This is a genomic window from Ruegeria sp. BHSB058, from assembly GCF_059613285.1.
Genome location: NZ_JBXWSF010000013.1, coordinates 1 through 22356, shown reverse-complemented (window position 1 = coordinate 22356; position 22356 = coordinate 1). Strand labels below are relative to the sequence as shown.

General features: G+C 57.1%; 22 protein-coding genes. 15 read left to right on the top strand and 7 right to left on the bottom strand.

The window, feature by feature from the left end:
- Window positions 1-27: 27 nt before the first annotated feature.
- Window positions 28-1800 carry an SLC13 family permease gene (locus AC2FNB_RS05365; RefSeq protein WP_496744931.1) on the bottom strand — a complete coding sequence of 591 codons (1773 nt, stop codon included), beginning with the start codon at window positions 1798-1800 and terminating at the stop codon, window positions 28-30.
- 107 nt (window positions 1801-1907) lie between these two features.
- Between AC2FNB_RS05365 and AC2FNB_RS05360 the strand changes: the two genes are divergently transcribed.
- Window positions 1908-2648: a YebC/PmpR family DNA-binding transcriptional regulator gene (locus AC2FNB_RS05360; protein WP_480751092.1), complete on the top strand. Its 741-nt coding sequence runs from the start codon at window positions 1908-1910 to the stop codon at window positions 2646-2648.
- Window positions 2649-2735: 87 nt separating this feature from the next.
- Here the strand turns inward: AC2FNB_RS05360 and AC2FNB_RS05355 are convergent, their stop codons facing one another.
- Window positions 2736-3425, bottom strand: coding sequence for a nitroreductase family protein (locus AC2FNB_RS05355; RefSeq protein ID WP_480751090.1), 690 nt, complete (start codon window positions 3423-3425; stop codon window positions 2736-2738).
- Window positions 3426-3466: 41 nt separating this feature from the next.
- Window positions 3467-4351 carry an ArgP/LysG family DNA-binding transcriptional regulator gene (locus AC2FNB_RS05350; protein ID WP_496744929.1) on the bottom strand — a complete coding sequence of 295 codons (885 nt, stop codon included), beginning with the start codon at window positions 4349-4351 and terminating at the stop codon, window positions 3467-3469.
- A gap of 87 nt (window positions 4352-4438) precedes the next feature.
- Between AC2FNB_RS05350 and AC2FNB_RS05345 the strand changes: the two genes are divergently transcribed.
- From AC2FNB_RS05345 to AC2FNB_RS05320, 6 genes are all read left to right on the top strand, one after another.
- The gene (locus AC2FNB_RS05345; RefSeq protein WP_496744927.1) at window positions 4439-5038 is read left to right on the top strand and encodes a LysE/ArgO family amino acid transporter; all 600 of its coding nucleotides are present in this window, start codon (window positions 4439-4441) and stop codon (window positions 5036-5038) included.
- Between the two features lie 39 nt (window positions 5039-5077).
- Entirely contained in the window at window positions 5078-5986 is a 909-nt protein-coding gene (locus AC2FNB_RS05340) for a DMT family transporter (protein WP_480751086.1), read from the top strand.
- A 102-nt stretch (window positions 5987-6088) separates the two neighbouring features.
- A complete protein-coding gene (betI, locus tag AC2FNB_RS05335; protein ID WP_480751085.1) occupies window positions 6089-6661 on the top strand; it encodes a choline-binding transcriptional repressor BetI in 573 nt (190 codons plus the stop codon).
- Entirely contained in the window at window positions 6658-8166 is a 1509-nt protein-coding gene (gene betC / locus AC2FNB_RS05330) for a choline-sulfatase (RefSeq protein ID WP_496744925.1), read from the top strand. Before betI ends, betC begins: the two co-directional genes overlap by 4 nt.
- Before the next feature lie 81 nt (window positions 8167-8247).
- Window positions 8248-9906 carry a choline dehydrogenase gene (betA, locus tag AC2FNB_RS05325; protein WP_496744924.1) on the top strand — a complete coding sequence of 553 codons (1659 nt, stop codon included), beginning with the start codon at window positions 8248-8250 and terminating at the stop codon, window positions 9904-9906.
- Window positions 9907-10006: 100 nt separating this feature from the next.
- The gene (locus tag AC2FNB_RS05320; RefSeq protein WP_480751080.1) at window positions 10007-10246 is read left to right on the top strand and encodes an HP1242/YdcH family protein; all 240 of its coding nucleotides are present in this window, start codon (window positions 10007-10009) and stop codon (window positions 10244-10246) included.
- Window positions 10247-10313: 67 nt separating this feature from the next.
- On the opposite strand, the gene AC2FNB_RS05315 is transcribed toward AC2FNB_RS05320, so the two are convergent.
- Together AC2FNB_RS05315 and AC2FNB_RS05310 are read right to left on the bottom strand one after the other, a co-directional pair.
- Window positions 10314-11714: a helix-turn-helix domain-containing protein gene (locus tag AC2FNB_RS05315; protein ID WP_480751078.1), complete on the bottom strand. Its 1401-nt coding sequence runs from the start codon at window positions 11712-11714 to the stop codon at window positions 10314-10316.
- 63 nt (window positions 11715-11777) lie between these two features.
- Window positions 11778-12983 carry a multidrug effflux MFS transporter gene (locus tag AC2FNB_RS05310; protein ID WP_496744923.1) on the bottom strand — a complete coding sequence of 402 codons (1206 nt, stop codon included), beginning with the start codon at window positions 12981-12983 and terminating at the stop codon, window positions 11778-11780.
- 182 nt (window positions 12984-13165) lie between these two features.
- Between AC2FNB_RS05310 and AC2FNB_RS05305 the strand changes: the two genes are divergently transcribed.
- From AC2FNB_RS05305 to AC2FNB_RS05290, 4 genes are all read left to right on the top strand, one after another.
- On the top strand, window positions 13166-14698 hold the full coding sequence (locus AC2FNB_RS05305; protein ID WP_496744922.1) for an acyl-CoA carboxylase subunit beta: 1533 nt from the start codon (window positions 13166-13168) through the stop codon (window positions 14696-14698).
- Between the two features lie 251 nt (window positions 14699-14949).
- Entirely contained in the window at window positions 14950-15435 is a 486-nt protein-coding gene (locus tag AC2FNB_RS05300; protein WP_496744921.1) for a DUF6497 family protein, read from the top strand.
- Window positions 15435-15608 (top strand): hypothetical protein, encoded by a 174-nt coding sequence (locus tag AC2FNB_RS05295; protein ID WP_480751071.1) that lies wholly within the window; start codon window positions 15435-15437, stop codon window positions 15606-15608. Before AC2FNB_RS05300 ends, AC2FNB_RS05295 begins: the two co-directional genes overlap by 1 nt.
- Complete coding sequence (locus AC2FNB_RS05290; protein WP_480751069.1) at window positions 15602-15955, top strand: hypothetical protein; 354 nt, start codon at window positions 15602-15604, stop codon at window positions 15953-15955. The genes AC2FNB_RS05295 and AC2FNB_RS05290 overlap by 7 nt, the downstream gene beginning before the upstream one ends.
- Window positions 15956-16041: 86 nt before the next feature.
- On the opposite strand, the gene AC2FNB_RS05285 is transcribed toward AC2FNB_RS05290, so the two are convergent.
- Entirely contained in the window at window positions 16042-17181 is a 1140-nt protein-coding gene (locus tag AC2FNB_RS05285) for a DcaP family trimeric outer membrane transporter (protein ID WP_480751068.1), read from the bottom strand.
- 656 nt (window positions 17182-17837) lie between these two features.
- Between AC2FNB_RS05285 and AC2FNB_RS05280 the strand changes: the two genes are divergently transcribed.
- Both AC2FNB_RS05280 and AC2FNB_RS05275 read left to right on the top strand, forming a co-directional pair.
- A complete protein-coding gene (locus AC2FNB_RS05280; RefSeq protein WP_480751066.1) occupies window positions 17838-18038 on the top strand; it encodes a hypothetical protein in 201 nt (66 codons plus the stop codon).
- A 123-nt stretch (window positions 18039-18161) separates the two neighbouring features.
- Window positions 18162-20207, top strand: a complete 2046-nt coding sequence (locus tag AC2FNB_RS05275; RefSeq protein ID WP_496744918.1) for an ATP-binding protein — start codon at window positions 18162-18164, stop codon at window positions 20205-20207.
- A 98-nt stretch (window positions 20208-20305) separates the two neighbouring features.
- On the opposite strand, the gene AC2FNB_RS05270 is transcribed toward AC2FNB_RS05275, so the two are convergent.
- Window positions 20306-20752: a DUF4174 domain-containing protein gene (locus AC2FNB_RS05270; RefSeq protein ID WP_480751063.1), complete on the bottom strand. Its 447-nt coding sequence runs from the start codon at window positions 20750-20752 to the stop codon at window positions 20306-20308.
- Between the two features lie 416 nt (window positions 20753-21168).
- On the opposite strand from AC2FNB_RS05270, the gene AC2FNB_RS05265 reads away from it, so the two are divergent.
- Both AC2FNB_RS05265 and AC2FNB_RS05260 read left to right on the top strand, forming a co-directional pair.
- The gene (locus AC2FNB_RS05265) at window positions 21169-21801 is read left to right on the top strand and encodes a hypothetical protein (RefSeq protein ID WP_496744916.1); all 633 of its coding nucleotides are present in this window, start codon (window positions 21169-21171) and stop codon (window positions 21799-21801) included.
- Window positions 21798-22356: methylmalonyl-CoA mutase family protein (locus tag AC2FNB_RS05260; protein WP_496744914.1), on the top strand; the 559-nt coding region annotated here is incomplete at its 3' end. The genes AC2FNB_RS05265 and AC2FNB_RS05260, both read left to right, overlap by 4 nt.

The following is a 22356-nucleotide window of genomic DNA, read 5'->3' as shown; positions in this document are numbered from 1 at the left end:
GGCGCTGTTTGGCAATACGCTGCCCCCTCACAACGGCCAGAACAGAAGGATTGCGGGGATAGAGACAACCACGATCAACAACTCCAGCGGCAGGCCCATGCGCCAGTAGTCGGCAAAGTGATAGCCGCCAGGACCAAGGATCAGAGTGTTGTTCTTGTGGCCGATCGGGGTCAGAAAAGCAGCCGAGGCGGCAACGGCAACAGCCATCAGAAACGGATCGGCCGATACTCCAAGCGTTTGCGCCATCTGGATGCCCACTGGGGCGGCGACGATTGTTGTCGCCGTGTTGTTCAGCACATCTGACAGCGTCATGGTGACAACCATCAATACCGTTAGGATCACCCAGGCAGGCATGCCGCTTGTGACCGACACCAGCGCATTGGCTATTAGCTCCGTGCCGCCTGATGTTTCCAGTGCTGCGCCAAGCGGGATCATTGAGCCCAGCAGAACGACGACTGGCCATTCGATGTGGTCATATATTTGTGCAATCGGCAGGATCTTGGTCAGGACATAGGCGATGACCACAAGTCCCAGAGCAATCGGCAAATAGATCAGACCGACGCTAGCGGCCAGAACCGCAGCCGCGAACAGCGCAATGGCGAGGCCTGCTTTTTCATTGGCCGTTACGTTCAGTCCGCGTTCCGCCAAGGGCAGGCAACCCAACCATTCGGTCACATCCGCGCCATGGTCGCGGGGGCAGAGCAACAGCAGGATATCACCTGGCTCGATTTCGGTTTTGCGCACCTGCTTGGTGATCTTCCGGCCCTGTCGGGAGATCCCCATCAACACCGTGCTTTGACGCCATGTCAGGCCAAGCCCTTGCGCCGTTCGTCCTGCGACACGAGCAGTTTCCGGCACAACGACCTCCAGAACCTCCAGCCCTTCGCCCGCGGCGGTCAGCGCCTTTTGTCTTTGCGCATCGGAAAAATCTAGGCTGACAGCGGAGCGAAACTCGTCCAAAGCCTCAGGCGTGGCCTCCAGAACCAAGGTATCGCAAGCCTCGAGCAGGGTATTCGCCGCCCGACCATAACGCCTTTTTTCGTCGCGGATCAAACCCAGAATGGCCACGTCTGTTTTCTCGGCAACCTCGTCCAGTTCAGCCAGACGCTTGCCGATATGTGATGAACCTTCGGGAATGGTAAGTTCGGCGATATATTCGGCCAGCGTTTCTGATGTGTCCCCCTTCATGCCGCGATCCGGGATCAGCCGCCAACCGATCAGCGCAACGAAGATCAACCCGGCGATTGCCGCCAACCCGCCAACAGGTGCAAAGTCGAACATGTGATATGGCTCGCCCAAGGCCTCTCCGCGGATCGATGCGATAATGATATTTGGGGGCGTGCCGATCAGTGTGGCCATGCCACCAAGAATGGTGGCAAAGCTCAGCGGCATCAGCGACATCCCCGCTGAACGACCGGCCTTGCGCGAGGTCTGGATATCCACTGGCATCAGCAACGCCAGTGCCGCAACATTGTTCATGAAGGCCGACAGGATCGCCCCAAGCCCGCCCATCAAGGCAATATGCGCTCCCAGACTGCGCGATGCATCCACCAGAGTTCGGGTGATCAGGAACACTGCCCCCGATCGGACTAGCCCTGCCGAAACAACAAGCACCAATGCCACAACAATCGTGGCGGGGTGGCCAAACCCGGAAAAAGCATTGTCTAACGGAACGACCCCCAGAACAACGCCAACCATAAGCGCGGCAAAGGCGACAAGATCATATCTGAATCGCCCCCATAACAACAGGCCAAAGACTGAAATGAACAGTGAGAAAAGAATGATTTGATCAGCCGTCATGCGATCACATTAGCTTGCACGGACGTACCTGCAAGCGGCTCTCTTGATCCCTGGCCTCGCAAACGTCTATATGAGCGCCGAATACGCAATCATGACGAGGACGCAACATGGCCGGCCATTCCAAATGGGCCAACATTCAGCACCGCAAGGGGCGCCAGGACGCCGCTCGGTCCAAGCTGTTTTCCAAATTGTCGAAAGAGATCACTGTCGCTGCCAAAATGGGTGATCCCGATCCCGAGAAAAACCCACGCCTGCGTCTGGCGGTGAAAGAGGCCAAGGGCCAGTCGATGCCCAAGGACAACATTGAACGGGCCATCAAGAAAGCCTCTGGCGGCGATGCCGAGAGCTATGAAGAAATCCGCTACGAAGGCTATGGCCCAAACGGCGTCGCGGTGATCGTCGAGACGATGACCGACAACAAGAACCGCACAGCGTCCAATGTGCGCTCGACGTTTTCAAAGAATGGCGGCAATCTGGGTGAAACCGGGTCGGTGGGCTTCATGTTCGAACGCAAGGGCGAAGTGGTCTATCCTGCGGATGCCGGGGATGCAGATACCATCTTTGAAGCAGCCATCGAAGCCGGCGCCGAGGATGTCGAAAGCTCGGAAGAGGGCCATATCATCTGGTGCGCCGACTCTGATCTGAACGAGGTGTCGAGCGCGCTTGAAGAGACACTTGGTGAATCGGAATCAACCAAGCTGGTCTGGAAGCCCACCACAACCACGGAGTTGGGTTTGGATGACATGCAGCGTCTGATGAAGTTGGTGGATGCGCTGGAGGATGATGACGACGTGCAGCGCGTCACCACCAATTTCGAAGCCACGGATGAGGTGATGGCGCAACTGTGATCTTGCGTCATGGCCCATCACACAGCCCGGCGTGTTCCGCCGGGTTTTTTTGTTGTCGCTCCTTAGGGTAACTGAGACGTGTCGCGGTCAAAAAAAGCTGCTGATGTCCTCTAGTGGCTTTTTCAGCTTGGCCACTGCGGGGACTGTCGCATTCCCAGCCGGGTGCCCCACGGCGATGATCATCGTCGGTTTCTCCGAGGCAGGACGTTCAAGTGCGTCGTTCAGGAACCGCATAGGATTCGGCGTGTGTGTCAGCGTGGACAGACCGGCGTGATGCAGCGCGGCCAGCAGGAAACCTGTGGCGATATTGACGCTTTCCGGCACGTAGTAGTTTTTGTATCGGGTTCCATCTTCGAACTGTCCCCAGCGCTGGGCAAAAACCACGATCAGCCACGGGGCAACGGTCAGGTGCTCCTTGATCGCGTTGGTCCCGATCGGTTCCAACGCCTTGATCCATTCATCCCCGGCAGTGCCTGCGTAGAATCGGCGCTCTTCTTCTTCGGCCTCCTCTCGGATGCGCTGTTTTAGGGCAGGATTGGACACAGCCGCGAAGTGCCAGGGTTGGTGGTTGGCGCCCGACGGGGCGGTCCCTGCGGTGCGAATGCAGGTTTCAATCACATTGCGGGGGACCGGGCGATCGCAGTAGTCTCGAACAGTATGGCGCTTGCGCATGACTTCGTGGAACGCCTGTGCAGCCGTGATCATTTCGACATCGGCCAAGTCGGCTCGGTCGGGCAGCGGGATAGGGTCATAGCTTAGCGCATTTCGCGAAAACATGGCATGCACTCCAACATTGTTGGTCCTGTTATCCAGCGAGTTCAGTCGGGTTGCAACCCACTCGCAGCGGCGGTTTTGATCGCGCCGGTCAGGTGCGTGATCGCAGGGGCCACGATGCGGCTGACCTGCCAGGTCAAAGGCACGTCGAGCGGCGTGTCGGGCAAAAGTGGGAGCAGGCGGCCCGCACGAAGGTGGTCCCGAACAAGGGGTTCAGGATTCATACCCCAAGCAATTCCTGCGCACGCGGCTTCGACAAATGCATGCGTTGACGGAAGGAAGTGCGATGGTGGGTTGATCCGGGCGCCAGCATTGGCGGCCAGCCAAGCCTTTTGCAGACCATCCTTGCGATTGAAAGTCATGCAGGGAGCCTTGGCTAGTGCTGCTGGCGTGACGCCACCAGAAAACCAGTGCTGAACGAAACCCGGGCTGGCTGTCGCTATGTACCGCAAGGTTCCCAGCGGGTACGCATCGCAACCGGTCACAGGTTTGCCGCCGACCGTAATCGCTGCACCAACTTCTCCTCGTCGCAACCAGTCGGCGGAGTGATCCTGATCGTCGATCAGCAGATCAAAAAGCATGTCATCTGCACCAGCCATTGCAGCGATGAACCAAGTCGCCAGACTGTCGGCGGGGACAGCGATCTTCAATAATGTCGGACCAAAACTTTGATCCAAAGACAGATCCCGGTTCAGTTTGGCTTCTAGCAGTCGGACGTCTTCGGCATGCTTGGCAAGCCTCAAGCCCGCGACGGTTCCCGTGCACGGGGGGCCTCGATGGACCAAGGGTATCCCGATCCTGTCTTCCAGCGCCTTGATCCGCTGGGAAATCGCCGAAGACGTTACCGCCAGTTCATCGGCCGCCGCTTCGAAGCTTCCCAATCGTAATATCGCTGCGAGAGCATTTAATTGACCGGTATCGAGAGTCATTAGCAATTCTTAATCTGCATTATCATCTTTAATTTGATAGATCGTTCAAGCGCGGCTAGTCAATTCCGGTCGTCCACAGGAGTGCCCATGCCCGCCTCTTTCATTTCCGGCTTTGCGCTTGGCTTCAGCCTCATCCTCGCGATTGGCGCACAAAACGCATTTATCCTTCGTCAGGGTTTGCGACGCGAGCACGTCTTTGCCTTGTGTCTGACATGTGCGTTGTCTGATGCCGTGCTTATTGTTGCGGGTGTTGCCGGGTTTGGGGCCTTGGCTGCAACTGTGCCAAGTTTCGAGACCGTCATGCGGTATGGCGGAGCAGCTTTTCTGTTCTGGTATGGCACACGCAGTCTGTGGTCGGCCTGGACAAGCGGCGCAACGCTGCAGGCGGATAGACATCAGCGAACCAGCCTGCGCGGGGCAATGTTCACGGTTCTTGCATTCACATGGCTCAATCCGCATGTCTATCTGGACACCGTGGTCCTGATCGGCTCGATATCGGCACAATACGATGATCGGTTCGGATTTGCCTTGGGCGCGGTGACATCCAGCTTTGCCTTCTTTTTCTCGCTTGGATACGGGGCGCGTTTGATAGCTCCGATCTTTGCGCGCCCGGGTGCCTGGCGATATCTGGACGCCATGATTGGGCTGACCATGCTTGGGATTGCATGGAAGTTGGTTGCGATGTGAAGTCTTGCACAAGTGCCCATTCCATGTTGAACCGTTAGCATGACAACGATCGCCGCCCAATCCCGCCCCCTTGCCGGTATCTTCTGGATGCTGTCGGCTGGGTTTTCCTTTGTGATAATGACGGCGATGGTCAAATCCATGGGAACCGCCATGCATCCCATTCAGGCAGCATTTTTACGCTATCTGTTGGGGCTAGTGTTCCTGCTTCCGGCAATGCGTGCGATCCTTTCGGCGCGATTGACCAAAAAACACTGGGTGTTGTTCGGTATCCGTGGCGGGATTCATGCGATTGCCGTCATGCTATGGTTCTTCGCGATGACCCAGATCCCTTTGGCAGAGGTGACGGCAATGAACTATCTCACGCCGATCTACGTTACCTTGGGCGCGGTCTTGTTTTTGCGGGAACGCCTTGCCGCCCGTCGTGTTGTTGCGATAGGAGCCGCATTGATCGGAGTTCTGATCATTCTGCGCCCGGGGTTTCGCGAAATATCACAGGGACATCTGGCCATGTTAGGTACGGCACTCGCTTTGGGCGGGTCCTATCTGATCGCGAAGGTTCTGGTTCAGGATCTTCGCCCGTCTGTTGTCGTTGCGCACTTGTCGATCTGGGTCACCGTGGCTTTGATTCCCTTTGCCGTTTCTGTCTGGACACCGCCAAGCTGGCAGGATCTGGGGGTGTTGTTTCTGATTGCCTGCTTTGCGACAGGTGGGCACTATTGCATGACGCTTGCGATGCAGGCGGCACCCATCACGGTGACGCAACCCGTGACCTTCGTGCAGTTGATCTGGGCGACTCTGCTTGGCGCACTGGCCTTTGGTGAACGTGTCGATCTATGGGTGGTCGCAGGTGGTACGCTGATATTGGGCGCAGTCAGCTTTATGACTTGGCGCGAAGCCGTTTTGTTGCGCCGCGCGGTTACTCCGCCAAATTTGGCAACGAAATTCTGATTGCCTGAAGCAGGGCATCCGGTGAAAAATCGGTTATTGATTGACGAGTCAATAAAATCCTTTTAGCGTTTCGGATATTACACTGGCTCGAAGGAGACCGACATGCCGAAACTCGGAATGGAACCGATCCGACGCGACGCGATCGTGAAGGCGACCATCGCCGAGCTTGGCGTGAAAAAGTCGCTCGACGTGACGGTTAGCCAGATTGCCAAACGTGCAGGAATGTCCAGCGCGTTGGCGCACCACTATTTCGGCGGCAAGGACCAGATATTTCTGGCCGCCATGCGTCGTATCCTGTCGGATTTTGGCGAAGAAGCGCGATCTGAATTGAAGAGCGCACCAAAGACCGAACGTGCCCAGGCAATTATCCGAGCCTGTTTCGCTCCTTCTTGTTTCACCCCGGATGTAATCGCCGCTTGGATGACCTTCTATGTTCTGGCGCAGACCAATAATGATGCCCTTCGCCTTTGGCAAATATACCAGGCGCGTATTAGGTCCAATCTGGTTGACGCACTGCGCCCCCTATTGGAGGACCCCGCAGAAGGCGCTGAGAACATGATTGCCATGATCGATGGATTGTATATCCGTGCGGCGCTGAGCGCACCAGAGCAACCCGAACTTGCCGTCAACCACGCTTTGCGCGTTCTCAACACCCTTATCGAGGCTGGTAAATGACAAAGCCCAATATTCTGATCCTGATGGTGGATCAGTTGAACGGAACCCTCTTCCCCGACGGTCCCGCCGACTGGCTGCATGCGCCAAACCTGAAGAAACTGGCCGAGCGTTCAACGCGCTTCGTCAATGCCTATACTGCGTCGCCGCTCTGCGCTCCGGGACGGGCGAGTTTCATGTCGGGGCAATTGCCTTCGCGCACCGGTGTCTATGACAACGCAGCCGAATTCAGCAGTGCTATCCCGACCTACGCCCATCATCTGCGCCGTGCGGGCTACTACACCTGCCTCAGCGGCAAGATGCATTTCGTTGGTCCCGATCAGTTGCATGGTTTCGAGGAGCGGTTGACCACCGACATCTATCCGGCCGATTTCGGCTGGACGCCGGATTATCGCAAGCCGGGTGAGAGGATCGACTGGTGGTATCACAACATGGGGTCTGTCACTGGGGCAGGGGTGGCCGAAATCACCAACCAGATGGAATATGATGACGAGGTCGCCTACTATGCAAAGACCAAGCTTTATGATCTGGCGCGGGGCCGCGACGACCGTCCATGGTGTGTGACCGTAAGTTTCACACATCCGCACGACCCCTATGTCGCGCGTCGCAAGTATTGGGACCTCTACGAGGAATGCGAGCATCTGCTGCCCGAGGTAAGCGATCTGGGCTATGACAATCAGGACCCGCACGCCAAGCGCATTTTCGATGCAAACGACTGGCGCAGCTTTGAAATCTCCGAAGGGGATATTCGTAAATCGCGTCGGGCCTATTTTGCCAATATCTCGTATTTGGACGACAAAATCGGTGAAATCCTCGAAGTGTTGGATACCACCCGGCAAGAGGCAATCATCCTTTTCGTGTCCGACCACGGCGACATGCTGGGTGAGCGCGGGTTGTGGTTCAAGATGAACTTCTATGAAGGGTCGGCGCGCGTTCCGCTGATGATTTCTGCTCCCGGAATGCCTGTCGAGTTGATTGATACACCTGTGTCGACCATCGACGTAACACCGACACTTGGTGTTCTGGCTGGCGTCAATATGGATGAACTGGCACCCTGGACCGACGGTCACAACCTCGTGCCGCTTGCCAATGGCACAGATCGAACCGAGCCGGTTTTGATGGAGTATGCGGCTGAGGCGTCTTATGCGCCTTTGGTGTCGATGCGTTACGGCAAATGGAAATACAATCGCTGTGCACTGGACCCCGACCAACTGTTCGATCTGGAAAACGATCCGCATGAGTTGAACAATCTGGCCGATGAACCGGCCCATGCCGGAACTTTGCAGACCCTCAAGGCCAAATCCGAAGCACGATGGGATCTTGAACGCTTCGACACCGAAGTCAGGGCAAGCCAGGCGCGCCGCTGGGTGGTGTATGAGGCGCTCAGGCAAGGCGGCTATTTCCCGTGGGACTATCAGCCGCTTCAGAAGGCATCCGAACGGTACATGCGGAATCACATGAATTTGGACAACCTTGAGGAAAGCCAGCGTTTCCCGCGCGGCGAATAACCTCTTCATCTTTTTGATAATACTCCCGACGGAGCCGATAGCGATCAATTGCCATTCCGGCGGGACGAAGGAGACGTGAACATGGAAGCAGATTTTGTCATCGTCGGTGCAGGATCGGCCGGTTGCGCGATGGCGTATCGACTGAGCGAGGCCGGGGCTTCGGTTTTGGTGATTGAATATGGCGGCACCGATGCGGGGCCGTTCATCCAGATGCCGGCGGCGCTCAGCTATCCTATGAACATGTCGCGCTATGATTGGGGGTATCAATCGGAACCCGAACCGAAACTGAACAATCGGCGTCTGGCCTGCCCGCGCGGCAAGGTGATCGGTGGGTCGTCTTCTATCAATGGCATGGTCTATGTACGCGGTCATGCGATGGATTTCGACACCTGGTCCGAGATGGGCGCCGACGGCTGGGCCTATTCGGATGTACTGCCCTATTTCAAACGGATGGAGACGTGGCACGATGGCGGCCATGGCGGCGACCCGACCTGGCGCGGAACGGATGGCCCTTTGCACGTGACGCGCGGACCGAGGTCGAACCCGCTGTTCAAGGCGTTTGTCGAGGCTGGACAGCAGGCTGGCTATGAAGTGACCGGCGACTACAACGGTGAAAAGCAGGAAGGTTTTGGCCCGATGGAACAGACCGTCTGGAAAGGACGGCGTTGGTCGGCAGCCAATGCCTATCTCAAACCCGCGCTGAAGCGCCCGAACTGCGATATCGTACGGGGGCTGGCGGCGCGGATCGTCATCGAAGACGGTCGGGCGACAGGCGTCGAGATTTTGCGAGGCGGTAGAAAGGAAGTGATCCGCGCGCGGCGCGAGGTTGTTTTGGCTGCCTCCTCGATCAACTCGCCCAAGCTCCTGATGCTGTCAGGTATCGGCGCGGGTGCGCATCTTGTCGAACACGGTATTGACGTCATTGCGGACCGCCCGGGTGTGGGCGCCAACCTGCAGGACCATCTGGAGCTATACATTCAACAGCAGGCCATCCAGCCGGTCACCTTGTACAAATACTGGAACCTGATCGGCAAAGGCGCGATCGGCGCACAGTGGTTGTTCACCAAGACCGGTCTGGGCGCGTCGAACCAATTCGAAAGCGCAGCCTTCATCCGCTCGAAACCCGGCGTCAAATACCCGGACATCCAGTACCATTTCCTGCCGATTGCCGTGCGCTATGATGGGCAGGCCGCCGCCGAAGGCCACGGCTTCCAGGCCCATGTTGGCCCGATGCGGTCGCCATCCCGTGGCAACGTCACCCTCCGCTCGGCGCGGGTCGAAGACGCACCGATCATTCGCTTCAACTATATGAGCCATGAAGAGGATTGGGAGGATTTCCGCACCTGTATCCGCTTGACCCGAGAAATCTTTTCACAAGAAGCGTTCAAGCCGTTTGCGGGCAAGGAAATCCAGCCGGGTGCAGCCGTGCAGTCAGACGAGGAACTTGATGGTTTTATCGCGGAACACGCGGAAAGCGCCTATCATCCTTGCGGAACCTGCCGGATGGGTCGGGCGGATGATCCCAATGCCGTTGTCGACCCACAGGGCCGGGTGATCGGGGTCGATGGTCTCTGGGTAGCGGACAGTTCGATTTTCCCACAGATCACCAATGGCAATCTCAACGCTCCTTCGATCATGGTTGGAGAAAAAGTATCCGACCATCTTTTGGGGCGCAGCCCGCTGCCGCGGGCCAATGACGAACCTTGGCTTCATCCGCAGTGGAACGTGGCGCAACGTTAAGAAAAAATGTGTATTGCCGGGTGATTTGATCGGCGTCAAAGAGAGCCTTCGCAGCGCGGTCTAGCTGTTGATGGAAACATCAAGACAAGGAGCGAACAGGATGTCTCATACGCCTCACGAACTGGCCGAAGAGTTTCCGGACAAGGTCGATCTGATGAGTCAGCTCAAGCAGTCGGATGCGCATTTCGCGAAGCTGACAGAAGAATATCACGAGATCAATCGTGCGGTTCATCGCGCTGAAACCAATATCGAACCGATGGAAGAACTGGCAGAGGTGGACCTGCGCAAGAAGCGCGCGGCTTTGAAGGACCAGATCTGGGGGATTCTGTCCAAAGCCTGAATTCCGCAAAGGCGTGACGGGGGCTGTGGCCCCCTCCGTCTGCACCTGAAATTGGCGGGGTAAAAGGTCAATTTACCTCATATGGCAATGTGCCCCGCATATCCGTATTGATGGTAAGACGGCGCTCCAGCGGTGGAACCGAGCGTTGGTGGCAGGATTTTCTCTCGCAGATGCGGCAGGATATCCCAATAGGCTCGTAAGCGCTGGCATTGTTGATATCGAGGTTGTCCGCATAAACCAAAGCGTCAGCGTGCCTGACTTCACAGCCCAGTGCGATGGCATAGCGTCGAACCGGCGCGCCAAACGAACCACCGGGTTTTGAAATGTCTCGTGCCAACGAAATGTAGCGCACCCCATCCGGCGTCTCCGCCAATTGGCGCAGGAAATGTCCGGGCGTTTCAAAGGCGCGATGCACGTTCCACAGCGGGCAGGCCCCACCGAATCGCGCAAACTGCAGACGGGTGGCCGAGTGTCGCTTTGTTATTGTGCCTGCCTGATCCACACGAACAAAGAAAAATGGAATCCCCTTTGCTCCAGGGCGTTGCAAGGTCGACAGTCGATGGGCAACTTGTTCGATGGATGCGCCGAAGCGGTTGCTGAGCAGTTCCAGATCGTGGCGGTCTTCCTGCGCGGCTGCCAGGAAAGTTCCATAGGGCATCAGGGCGGCGCCGGCGAAATAATTTGCCAGCCCGATCTTGGCGATGGAGCGTGCCTCGTCGCTTTGGAAGCGTGCAAAGTCCAGCGTTGCTTCCAACAGTTTGTCTTGACTCAACAAGGCGACTTGGAGAAGGAGCTGAAAAACCTGAGTTTGCGGGGCCGACCGAGAGGAAAGACGCAGGGTTTTCGATTGGGTGTCATAACTTCGCAGAGCCTCGATATCGGAAAGCTCTACATGAATGCCGCGATCGCCGAGGCTTTGCAGCGCAGCGGCTCGAATGCCGCCCGTGCCGCCGCCGCGTTCGGCAAAGTGCTCGGCCGCGTGATCGACAGCGTCAATATAGTTGTCGCAATAGTGGAAAAAGTCGCGCACCTCTTCCCAGGGGCTGGCTTGTATGCGGGCATCTTCACGCCCCAGCGCCTCGTCAAGAGAGGCCAGCCGCTCATGGGTCTGACGGTAGTTTCGGTGCAATTCGATAAAGGCTCGTGCAAGCGCCGGAGCATTTGATGCTGTCAGGCGCAGGTCCGCAAGCGGCGGCATTGCGTCAGCAAAGATCGGGTCCGCAAGTGCTTCGCGCATGTCGGATACCAGCCGTTCGCTGTCGCCAGTGCTCAATTCGGTTACATCCAGCCCGAATTCCTGCGCCAAAGCCAGAACAACCGTCGTCGAAATCGGACGGTTGTTGTTTTCCATCTGGTTCAGGTAGGGCAGCGAGACACCCAGCTTTGAGGCAAAATCCTTTTGCGTCAGCGACAGTCGGGTGCGGATTTCGCGCAACTTTGCGCCGGCATAGAGTTTCTGTGTAGCCATCGACGTGCCTTTGCGGATTTACTTGGCGAAAGGCTAACTTTGCAAATCATCCTGTGCAAGTATTCAAAGGCCAAGCTGCTTTTCGCGAATGATGACCACAGTGATTGCCAGAACGGCAAGTGCCGAGGTTGCGAACATAAGCCACAACAAGGGCAGCGCGCCCGTCTCGGGAGTCAGTAACCATCCTGCAAAAGCGCTCAGCGCAGCGCCGCCACCGAGCATGATCGCGCCGCTCAGGCCCGAAGCCGTTGCAGCAAGGCGCGGGCGGACCGAAAGGGAGCCGGCTGTTGCATTGGGGATCGACATCCCGTTTCCGAGCCCAACGAAAGTCATCAGGCCAAAAAAAGAAACCGCACTGTCCGCGCCTAGAAGTGTAACTAAGATTGAAAAAGCAATTCCCAGCGTGTTCAGCCAACACCCCCAAAGAACCATGCGGTTCACTCCGACACGTGTCGAGAATTTCCCACTTATGAAATTGCCAAAGAAATACCCAAGAGCGGGTGCGCCAAAATAGATGCCAACCTCGGCGGCCGTGAGTTGGAAAACTTCGGAACCTACAAAGGGCGCGCCGCCGAGATAGGCAAAAAAGGCCCCAGACGAGAAACCACAGGCCAGCGAATATCCCCAGAAGCGTGGCGAGGTCAGCAATTCCGGATACTCGCGGAATTGTTGGACCAACGTCTTGCCACTCTTGAGGGCAGTTTCCCCGAAATCCGAATACGTCAGGAAAAGGGCCATGCAACCGAGAATGAGGAGCAGCCAGAAATTGGCCTGCCAACCAAGTGTTTCGTCCAAAAGCCCCCCGATGGCCGGGCCGATCATCGGCACTACGGCCATGCCCATTGTGACGTAGCCCAGCATTGAGGCCGCTTTGTCCTGCTCGTACATATCCCGCACGGCAGCGCGACTAAGCACAACTCCAACCGCGATCACCGCCTGGCACATGCGGAAAAACAGAAAAATCTCGGCGGTCGGAGCGTAGATGCAGCCCAGCGTCGCCAGAAGAAATAAGGCGATCCCCCACAGGATCACCGGGCGGCGACCGGCCTTGTCTGCAAGCGGTCCGATTATGATTTGCATGCCTGCATTTACGCCAAGATACACTGCCACCGAAAGCTGCATGACCCTGTAATCAGTCTGAAAATAGGCCGTCATGTTCGGTAGGCTTGGCAGAAACACGTTCATTCCCAGCGCCGAGAGGCCGGACAACAGAATAAGCGTCGCCAACGTCGGCGGACTGCGGTGAGTCTGGGTGGAACTGAACTGCATGGTTTGCATCTATTGCATTGGTTGCGCCAAATCCATGCCAGCCGGAGTGTAGATATGTTGATTAGCCAATTTTCATTTAGCAAATAAAAGATTGCCAATACTTTGCAAATTTGCCGAATTGTTCTTTGGATGATGCAAGACACGCTATATGGTCCGGTCAAATTTTAAAGGGGACAATCGTGATGAAAGACATCCTTTCCGAACTCGAAGGCCGCCGCGAAGCAGCGCGCCTGGGGGGTGGGCAAAAGCGGATCGATGCGCAGCACGGGCGCGGTAAACTGACAGCGCGCGAGCGGATCGAGTTGCTGCTAGACGAAAACAGCTTCGAAGAATTCGACATGTTCGTTTCACACCGCTGCACCGATTTCGGGATGGAAAAACAAAGGCCTGCGGGCGACGGGGTCGTCACCGGCTGGGGGACGATCAACGGGCGCATGGTATATGTATTCAGCCAGGATTTTACCGTTTTTGGTGGATCGTTATCGGAAACGCATGCACAGAAGATCTGTAAGATCATGGATATGGCTGTGCAAAACGGCGCGCCGGTGATCGGCCTGAACGACTCGGGTGGCGCGCGAATCCAAGAAGGTGTCGCCTCGCTGGCCGGATACGCCGAAGTGTTCCAGCGCAACATCATGGCCTCGGGCGTGGTGCCGCAGATCAGCGTGATCATGGGCCCCTGTGCTGGTGGCGCGGTCTATTCTCCGGCAATGACTGACTTTATCTTCATGGTCAAGGACACCTCATACATGTTCGTGACCGGCCCCGATGTGGTCAAAACCGTCACCAACGAGGTGGTCACTGCCGAGGAACTGGGTGGGGCCTCGACCCACACCAGAAAATCCTCGGTCGCCGATGGTGCATTCGAAAATGATGTTGAGGCGCTGGCCGAGGTGCGGCGTCTGGTGGACTTCCTGCCGCTCAACAACCGCGAAAAGCCGCCCGTGCGCCCATTTTTTGATGAACCGGGCCGGATCGAGGCGTCGTTGGATACGCTGGTTCCAGAGAACCCGAACACGCCCTACGACATGAAGGAACTGATCGCCAAAGTAGCGGATGAGGGTGACTTCTATGAGATTCAGGAGGACTACGCCAAGAACATTATCACCGGCTTCATCCGACTTGAAGGGCAGACTGTGGGCGTTGTTGCCAATCAGCCGATGGTGCTGGCAGGTTGTCTCGACATCGACTCCAGCCGCAAGGCTGCTCGTTTCGTGCGTTTCTGCGACTGCTTCGAAATCCCGATTCTGACTTTCGTCGATGTTCCGGGCTTTTTGCCGGGCACCAGCCAGGAATATGGCGGTGTGATCAAGCATGGCGCCAAACTGCTCTTCGCCTATGGCGAGGCGACAGTTCCAAAGGTCACGGTGATCACCCGAAAGGCCTATGGTGGAGCCTATGATGTGATGGCGTCCAAGCATTTACGCGGTGACTTCAACTATGCCTGGCCGTCCGCAGAGATCGCGGTAATGGGGGCCAAGGGCGCAACCGAGATCATTCACCGTGCTGATTTGGGAGATGCCGAAAAGATCGCGGCGCACGCCAAGAATTATGAAGACCGTTTCGCCAACCCCTTTGTGGCGGCCGAACGTGGCTTCATCGACGAAGTGATCATGCCGCATTCAACTCGCCGTCGGGTTTCGCGTGCCTTTGCCTCGTTGCGAGGCAAGTCGCTGAAGAACCCTTGGAAGAAACACGACAATATCCCGTTGTAAGGCTTTCGGGTGGGAGAGGCCCCGCCCCATGAAGGACAACAGATGATCCAAAAACCGCAAGATCGGAGACTCCCTATATTGTTCGTCGACGTGCCTATTGGCGTCGGACGGGATGCACTTGGGTCGCGCGCGGGTCATTGCGTCCATCTCCCCGGCAGCAAAGGGCAACGCAGAGTTTGGAGTTCGACTGAAACGAGAGTGATCGGACCGAAAGCGCGATCTCAATTTGACGCCAGAGGCGAATCGCCCACATGATCCGTGCGATCGTACATAGAGCCGCGCGCGCCCACCGCGCAGCGCCTGCAGCCCTGGCAGGAGGAGCCCGCCATTGGCGGGGCCGGGGCTGCGGCAGTTTTATTACCACAGTATCTCTGGTCATGCACACGAACGCCTTTGCGCAAGGCAGCCTGCCGGTGCCGTCCGGTCAGGAAGTCTGGCTGGATGAGGTTCTGCTGGATACCAATCCGGGCGAACTTTGGGTCCGCTTCCGGTTCGTAGCACCCGGAATCGGGTCAGAGATCGGGCAGATCGGGCATGACGTGGCGACCCACGATATGGACCATCTCTGCGATACCCTGGCCGTGCCGTACGTCGCCAGGCACCAGTTGGAACCGGCTCGCGTGATCATCTCGATGGCAGATCGTGAGGTGGAATTTGGGCAAACTCAGAAGGCTGCGACCCAGTACTTTGAAGCTTACAGGCTGGAAAATGCCGCCTGCGTATGGGAGGGGCTCTGATGTTGAATGCAACCTCTACACTGTTTCTGGCCCCTCAACCGTGCCAGATGGTTCTGAAAGCGAAAAAGATGACCCAAGTCGCATCCGGATGCCTGTTCCGGCACTATCCCGACGCCACGATGATACCTGCGTTTGCCTTCGCCCCTCTGCACGAGGAGGCGCTGCCATGCTGAAGCATCGTGGTTTTCCCGGCCGCCTTCCCGGCACCGATTTCCAGTTCACGATACGCCGGGCCAATCCCAAAGGTGTGACGCCATTGACGCGTCGCGAAAGGTTCCGCGACCGCAAGGCTGTTGACCGCAAAGCGGATGCAGTCTTTTTCGAAGCACTGTGGGAACATTTTGGCGATCAACCCTTTGAGCGCGGCAATCTCGATGCTGGACGGTTGAGCTGGCTGTTCGGACGCGAGGTGATCCCGGCAGAGGACCCATTCGATCCTGAAAGCTATAGCGCGCTACTAGTGATCGATGTGGATGCCGCGCGGCAGACGTTTCCGGGCGTTTTCGGGGGGGCTAGCTGAACATGCTCCCGGCCGTCGCATACACTGTCTCGCGCAATGTTGCGGACAAGGCCCTGCCCGGAATGGGGCAGGGCCGGAATGTGGTGTCAAAATGTCCACTGAGCCGCAAGTTGCACGCGACTGCCGTCAAAGGTGTTTCCCGAAATGACGTCATTGCGTTCGCCATAGATGTATTCGGCCATCAGTGTCAGATTGTCGGTGGCCTGGTAAAAGGCGTTCACGTGGATGGTTTCCAATTCCGTGAAAGACAGGGTCCCGGTCGACGTGGGAAGGTCATAGTCCTCTCTGCCGTAAGCTACGCCGACATTCCATCTGTTGCCCAGGTCTTGCCGCAACTCGATGGTATAGCCGTCCACGTCATTGGCTTGGCCGCCGACAATCGCATTGCCCACGCCGATCAACCAGGGACCAAGGGCTTCACCGTTCACGTACGTGACCTGAAAAAGACCGCCTTCCCAAGGGCGGACCGAACCCGCAAGGGTAATCCCAGTTTGATCGACTTCTGCGCCGCCCGACGTAGCTGTCCCGTAAAGGCCGGCCGCGCGAAGCGAGAACCGGTCAGTGCTGTACGCAACGGCTGCGGTGAGAACCGGATCGTCGGAAGCAGAGCCCGAAACGTTTTCCTCGACCGACGCGCTGAACACCGTATTGGCGGCAATATCCGCCGTGTATCTGACCTGAGGCACACGTGCGAAAGCAATACCAACCGGACCGTTGAATTCGACCGTGGTTGGATATTCTGCCAGGGGCATGAAGTTGGTCCAGTACTGGCCGATCAGCCAGGTGTCACCAATGCGGACGTTCGCATGGCGAACCCGCAACTCGGGCGAGCTGCTGGAGCCACCGAACAGGTCGAGTTCCAATTGACCGGTAATGTCGCCGATATCGCTCGGAGTGGTGCTTCGCAGGCCGATACGCGATTGCCGAACCGTCGCGCCGAAATGACCGTCCGTCGCGGCAGACGGCTCGCCGATTACGTTGACGAACGCTGTGTCCCCCTGGTCAAACTCGAAGTCATAGAAGAAGTCGGCTTTGACATAGCCGTAGATGTCGATTGCGGTGTTGCCAATGTTCAAATCACCGGACGGTGCGGCACCTTCGGAAGCCTCCAGCGCCTCGACCCGAGCACGCAGTTCGGCGATTTCCTCGGAGTCTTCCGCCAGGGCAGGAAAAGCAGCAAACGCGCACGCCGCTGCAGTCAACCCGAGGGTTGTTTTTGTGTTCATTTTCATATGCTTGGTCCTTGTCTTGCGAGTGAGCACAGCCAGCGTTTCACGCTGTTTACCAAGTGTGAAATCACGTTCTCGAGACTGGTCAGCGGTGATTTCTCACGGCAAAATGATTGTCCATCACGGAATGCCCACGCCTGCGTGAAGAATGAGTGCAAACTGTTGTCAAAGCGTGATTCTTTCAAAGCGGCGGCGAACAGCAGGAATGAAGGGAACTCCGCGGAGTCGAACGATCAATATGAAGGCCCTTACGTAAATGTGACACCAGCCACCTCAGGTGTTGGCCGGTCTGTTCACATTTGCGTCGGCACAATTTTGCGTGTGGGTGTAGAGAATGGGCAGAAACTAGCCGGAAACTCTGCCTTCCCAACAGACGTGTTGGCGGAAAAGCACGGCGCGGGCAGAGTGACCGGGCCGTGCGGCACGTCTTTGCCTGCGCCGCACATGCACCTACTATTCCGTACCCCTTCCTTCAGCGGGCTGGTTGATGTACCCCACATTGACCCGCCCGCTTTTTTCCGTCGGCTGGTTTTCGCAGGGTCACGGCAAAGATTTGCGCATGGTCAAGCTGTTCACCGAATTGACTTGAGAAATTTGGGATTTCCCATTCATCACACGCGTGAGCAGTCAAACTTGGATAGGGGATGCGACTCATGCGGAACATTCGGTTCATTTCGGTCATCGTGCTTTGTGCGGGCTTGGCCGCGTGTGGCGACACGAAAGGCGAACAGGCACTCTTTGGTGGCAGCGCGGGCCTGCTGGGCGCGCTCGTTCTTGACGCAAACCCGGTTGTCGGGGCAGCGGCTGGTGCGGCAGGAAACCTGCTGTATTGCGAAGTGCAGAAAAGCTGCTGATCAGCAGATTGTAGTTAAGGTCGGACATCCCGGCCAACCGAAATCACTGTGGAACGCCGTTTCGGACCATATTGTCCGAAGCGGCGTTTTGCATTTGAAACATCCCAAGACAAAGGACGTTCCATGTTCAACAAGATCCTGATCGCCAACCGGGGCGAGATTGCCTGCCGGGTTATCAAAACTGCCAGAAAGATGGGTATCGCAACAGTCGCCATCTATTCGGACGCCGACAAGCAGGCCTTGCATGTTCAAATGGCCGACGAGGCTGTACACATCGGGCCGCCACCGGCAAACCAATCCTATATCGTGATCGACAATGTAGTGAACGCCATTCGCGAAACTGGGGCGCAGGCGGTACATCCGGGCTATGGTTTCCTGTCAGAGAACTCCAAGTTTGCCGAGGCTCTCGAGGCCGAAGGTGTGGCCTTTGTCGGCCCTCCCAAAGGTGCGATCGAGGCTATGGGGGACAAGATCACCTCCAAGAAGATCGCTCAGGATGCAAATGTCTCGACCGTTCCCGGTTACATGGGACTCATTGAAGATGCGGAGGAGGCCGTCAAGATTTCAAATGAGATCGGCTATCCGGTCATGATCAAGGCCAGCGCCGGTGGCGGCGGCAAGGGGATGCGGATCGCCTGGAACGACACCGAGGCACGCGAAGGCTTTCAGTCGTCAAAGAACGAGGCGGCAAACTCTTTCGGAGATGATCGGATTTTCATCGAGAAATTCGTGACCCAGCCGCGCCATATCGAAATCCAGGTGCTTTGCGACAGCCATGGCAACGGCATCTATCTGGGTGAACGCGAATGCTCGATCCAACGCCGTAACCAGAAAGTTGTCGAAGAGGCGCCGTCGCCGTTCCTTGATCCCGAAACGCGCAAGGCGATGGGCGAACAAGCAGTCGCGCTGGCCAAGGCCGTCGGATATTCCAGTGCGGGCACGGTTGAATTCATCGTGGACGGGAAAAAGAACTTCTATTTCCTCGAGATGAACACCCGCCTGCAGGTAGAACACCCTGTGACCGAGCTGATCACCGGTGTCGATCTTGTGGAACAGATGATCCGTGTGGCGGCGGGCGAGCCGTTGTCGATCACACAGGATGACGTGAAACTGAACGGCTGGGCCATCGAAAACCGGCTGTATGCCGAAGACCCGTATCGGAACTTCCTGCCGTCCATCGGTCGGTTGACCCGCTATCGCCCACCTGCCGAGACAGCCGCAGGTCCGTTGCTGGCCCACGGCAAATGGCAGGGGGACGCACCCGAAGGTGTAACGGCGGTGCGCAATGACACCGGGGTCTACGAGGGCGGCGAGATTTCGATGTACTACGACCCGATGATCGCCAAACTGTGCACTTGGGCACCAACGCGTGAACAGGCCATCGAAGCGATGCGTGTGGCGCTCGACGGGTTCGAAGTCGAGGGGATCGGCCACAACCTGCCCTTCCTGAGTGCGGTGATGGATCATCCCAAATTCGTCGAAGGTGACATGACCACCGCTTTCATCACCGAAGAATATCCCGACGGATTCGAAGGCGTAACACTGCACGAAGATGATCTGCGCCGTATCGCGGCAGCCAGCGCGGCAATGCACCGTGTTGCCGAAATTCGCAGAACTCGGGTTTCTGGGCGAATGGACAACCACGAACGCAAAGTGGGCACTGACTGGACGGTCAGCCTTCAGGGGCTTGACTACAACGTCGTAATCGACGCGGATCCGGCTGGTTCGACAGTAACATTCGAAGGCGGTGGGTCCTATCGCGTGGCTTCGGACTGGACGCCTGGGGATCAGCTGGCAACGTTGGATGTCAATGGGACACCGCTTGTTCTGAAAGTCGGAAAAATCTCGGGCGGTTTCCGCATCCGCAACCGGGGTGCGGATCTCAAGGTGCATGTGCGAACGCCGCGTCAGGCGGAATTGGCGCGCCTGATGCCCGAGAAACTTCCACCGGACACATCCAAAATGCTGCTTTGCCCGATGCCTGGTCTTGTCGTGAAGGTCGACGTCGAGGTGGGCCAGGAAGTGCAGGAAGGTCAGGCGCTGTGCACCATCGAGGCGATGAAGATGGAAAATATCCTTCGCGCCGAAAAGAAAGGGACCGTCGCCAAGATCAACGCCGATCCCGGAGACAGCCTGGCTGTCGACGAAGTGATCATGGAATTCGAGTGACCGGGCAACCCAGGTCGCTCACTGTGAAGAAAGGGTAACACCGTGAAACGCGGCAAAACCGTCTTGCCTGAATGGGATTTGACGACCCGGTGCGAGAGTCAGTTGCTTTCGCGCCGGTCGCGGATTTCCCGTTCGCGCATGGGGGTCTTGTCGATCGACCGGCTAATCTCGCGTACGCTCCATGGCGTGGGCTTACGCAGCTTTACCTCGCCGTCCTTGTCTACCAGAACCATCTGGAATCCACGTGGACGCAGCTTGTTGCGTACAGGTGTGCGCTCTTGGGGATTGGTGTCGGTCAAGACTACGACATCGCGGTCACGCAGCATCGCTTCGCCTTGTTGCAACATGTCGATCTGTTGCTGGAACCGGGGATCGGCAGGTGTGTCGGCAAAGATCACAATGGGACGCTTGACCCACAAGAACTCGGTCAGGTCGCTATTGCTGGCGGGACGGATCAGCTCGTCCTCCGCTGGTAAAGTGCCATCCGCCGCAAATGCAGCGAAGGGGATAAGTGCAGAAAAAACAACAGCTAGCGTGCGTCTCATTCGGCCTCCTGTTCGATTGAATATAGAGGCTATGTTGGCGATTGCGACTGAAGAAATGGACGCGCCTGCGAAAAAAAACGGGAATGGTCTTATCGAAAGGGGTGGACATGACTGTGAATAGTCCCCTTTCAGAGCATCGGCAGTCACATGATGGGATAGGCGACCAAAGGCTGCGCGTCATTCTTCACCTCGGCGCTCATCGCTGTGCCACGACGAGTTTCCAACACTACCTGCGCGATAACTCGGAGTTTCTTGAGCAAAACGGAATCGGCTTCTGGGGGCCTCCGAGGATTCGGAACAAGTTGTGCCCAGGATTTGGAAACACGGAAATCGCTACTCAAGTCCGCGAAGCGGCTGCGGAGCGTATCAGGGTGCAATCCAAACGCGCGGCAAAACGTGGGATCCAATGTCTCATTGTGAGTGACGAGAATATCCTTGGGACAATGGGGCAGAGCCTCAGAGAAGCAACCCTGTATCCAGCAGCTGGCGCGCGGCTTTCTGTTTTTGCCGGATTCTTCGACGGCGGCGTGACGGATATCGTACTGAATATCCGTCAACTGGAGGACTATTGGGCGTCGGTCCTTGCGTTTCAATTGCAAAAAGGTCGAACGATGCCGGGACCAGTTATTCTAGACTGGTTGGCCAAGAACAAGCGCAGTTGGCGAGAAGTCATCACTGATGTCGCATTGGCTGCTCCCGGTGTCCGCCTGTCGATTCTGCCATATGAAAGCTATGCCGGTCATCCGGATTTGCAATTTGCACATATGATTGGGCGACCCACACCAGTGGCCCATAAGGCCAAGCATTTGAACGCGGCCGAACGCCCCTGGCGCCCCACGACCTGCATCCCGGAAGATCCCGAGAATTTGCTCGCCGCATCCCCTTTCACTCTGGAACAGTCCGCCGTGCTGAACGTGGCCCACACCGCTGACCTGGACTGGCTTGCCGGTGGCGCCAATGGGCTCGCCGTTCTGATCGAGGGCCAGGAAACAAAACCTGACGGGGCATCTCCTGTCGCGACCGATATCCACAAGAGGAAGACATCATGACCAAAACCGACGACTGGCGCGCGCTGGCCGAAAAGGAACTGCGCGGCCGACCCGTTGAAGACCTTGACAAGACGACTCTGGAAGGGATCAAGGTCAAACCGCTCTATACCGAAGCGGATACGGCAGAGCTGGCGCATATGGGCACGTTGCCGGGATTTGGCCCTTTCACTCGTGGCGTCAAGGCAACCATGTATGCAGGCCGCCCATGGACGATCCGGCAATATGCCGGTTTTTCGACGGCCGAGGAATCGAACGCCTTTTACCGCCGTAATCTGGCAGCTGGTCAGCAAGGTGTTTCAGTGGCCTTCGATCTGGCTACTCACCGCGGTTACGACAGTGACCACCCTCGAGTGGTGGGCGATGTGGGCAAGGCCGGTGTGGCTATCGACAGCGTCGAAGACATGAAAATTCTGTTCGACGGCATCCCGCTCGACAAGGTGTCGGTGTCGATGACAATGAACGGCGCTGTCGTTCCGGTTCTCGCCAGCTTCATCGTTGCGGGCGAAGAACAGGGTCATGACAAATCGTTGCTCTCCGGGACCATTCAGAACGACA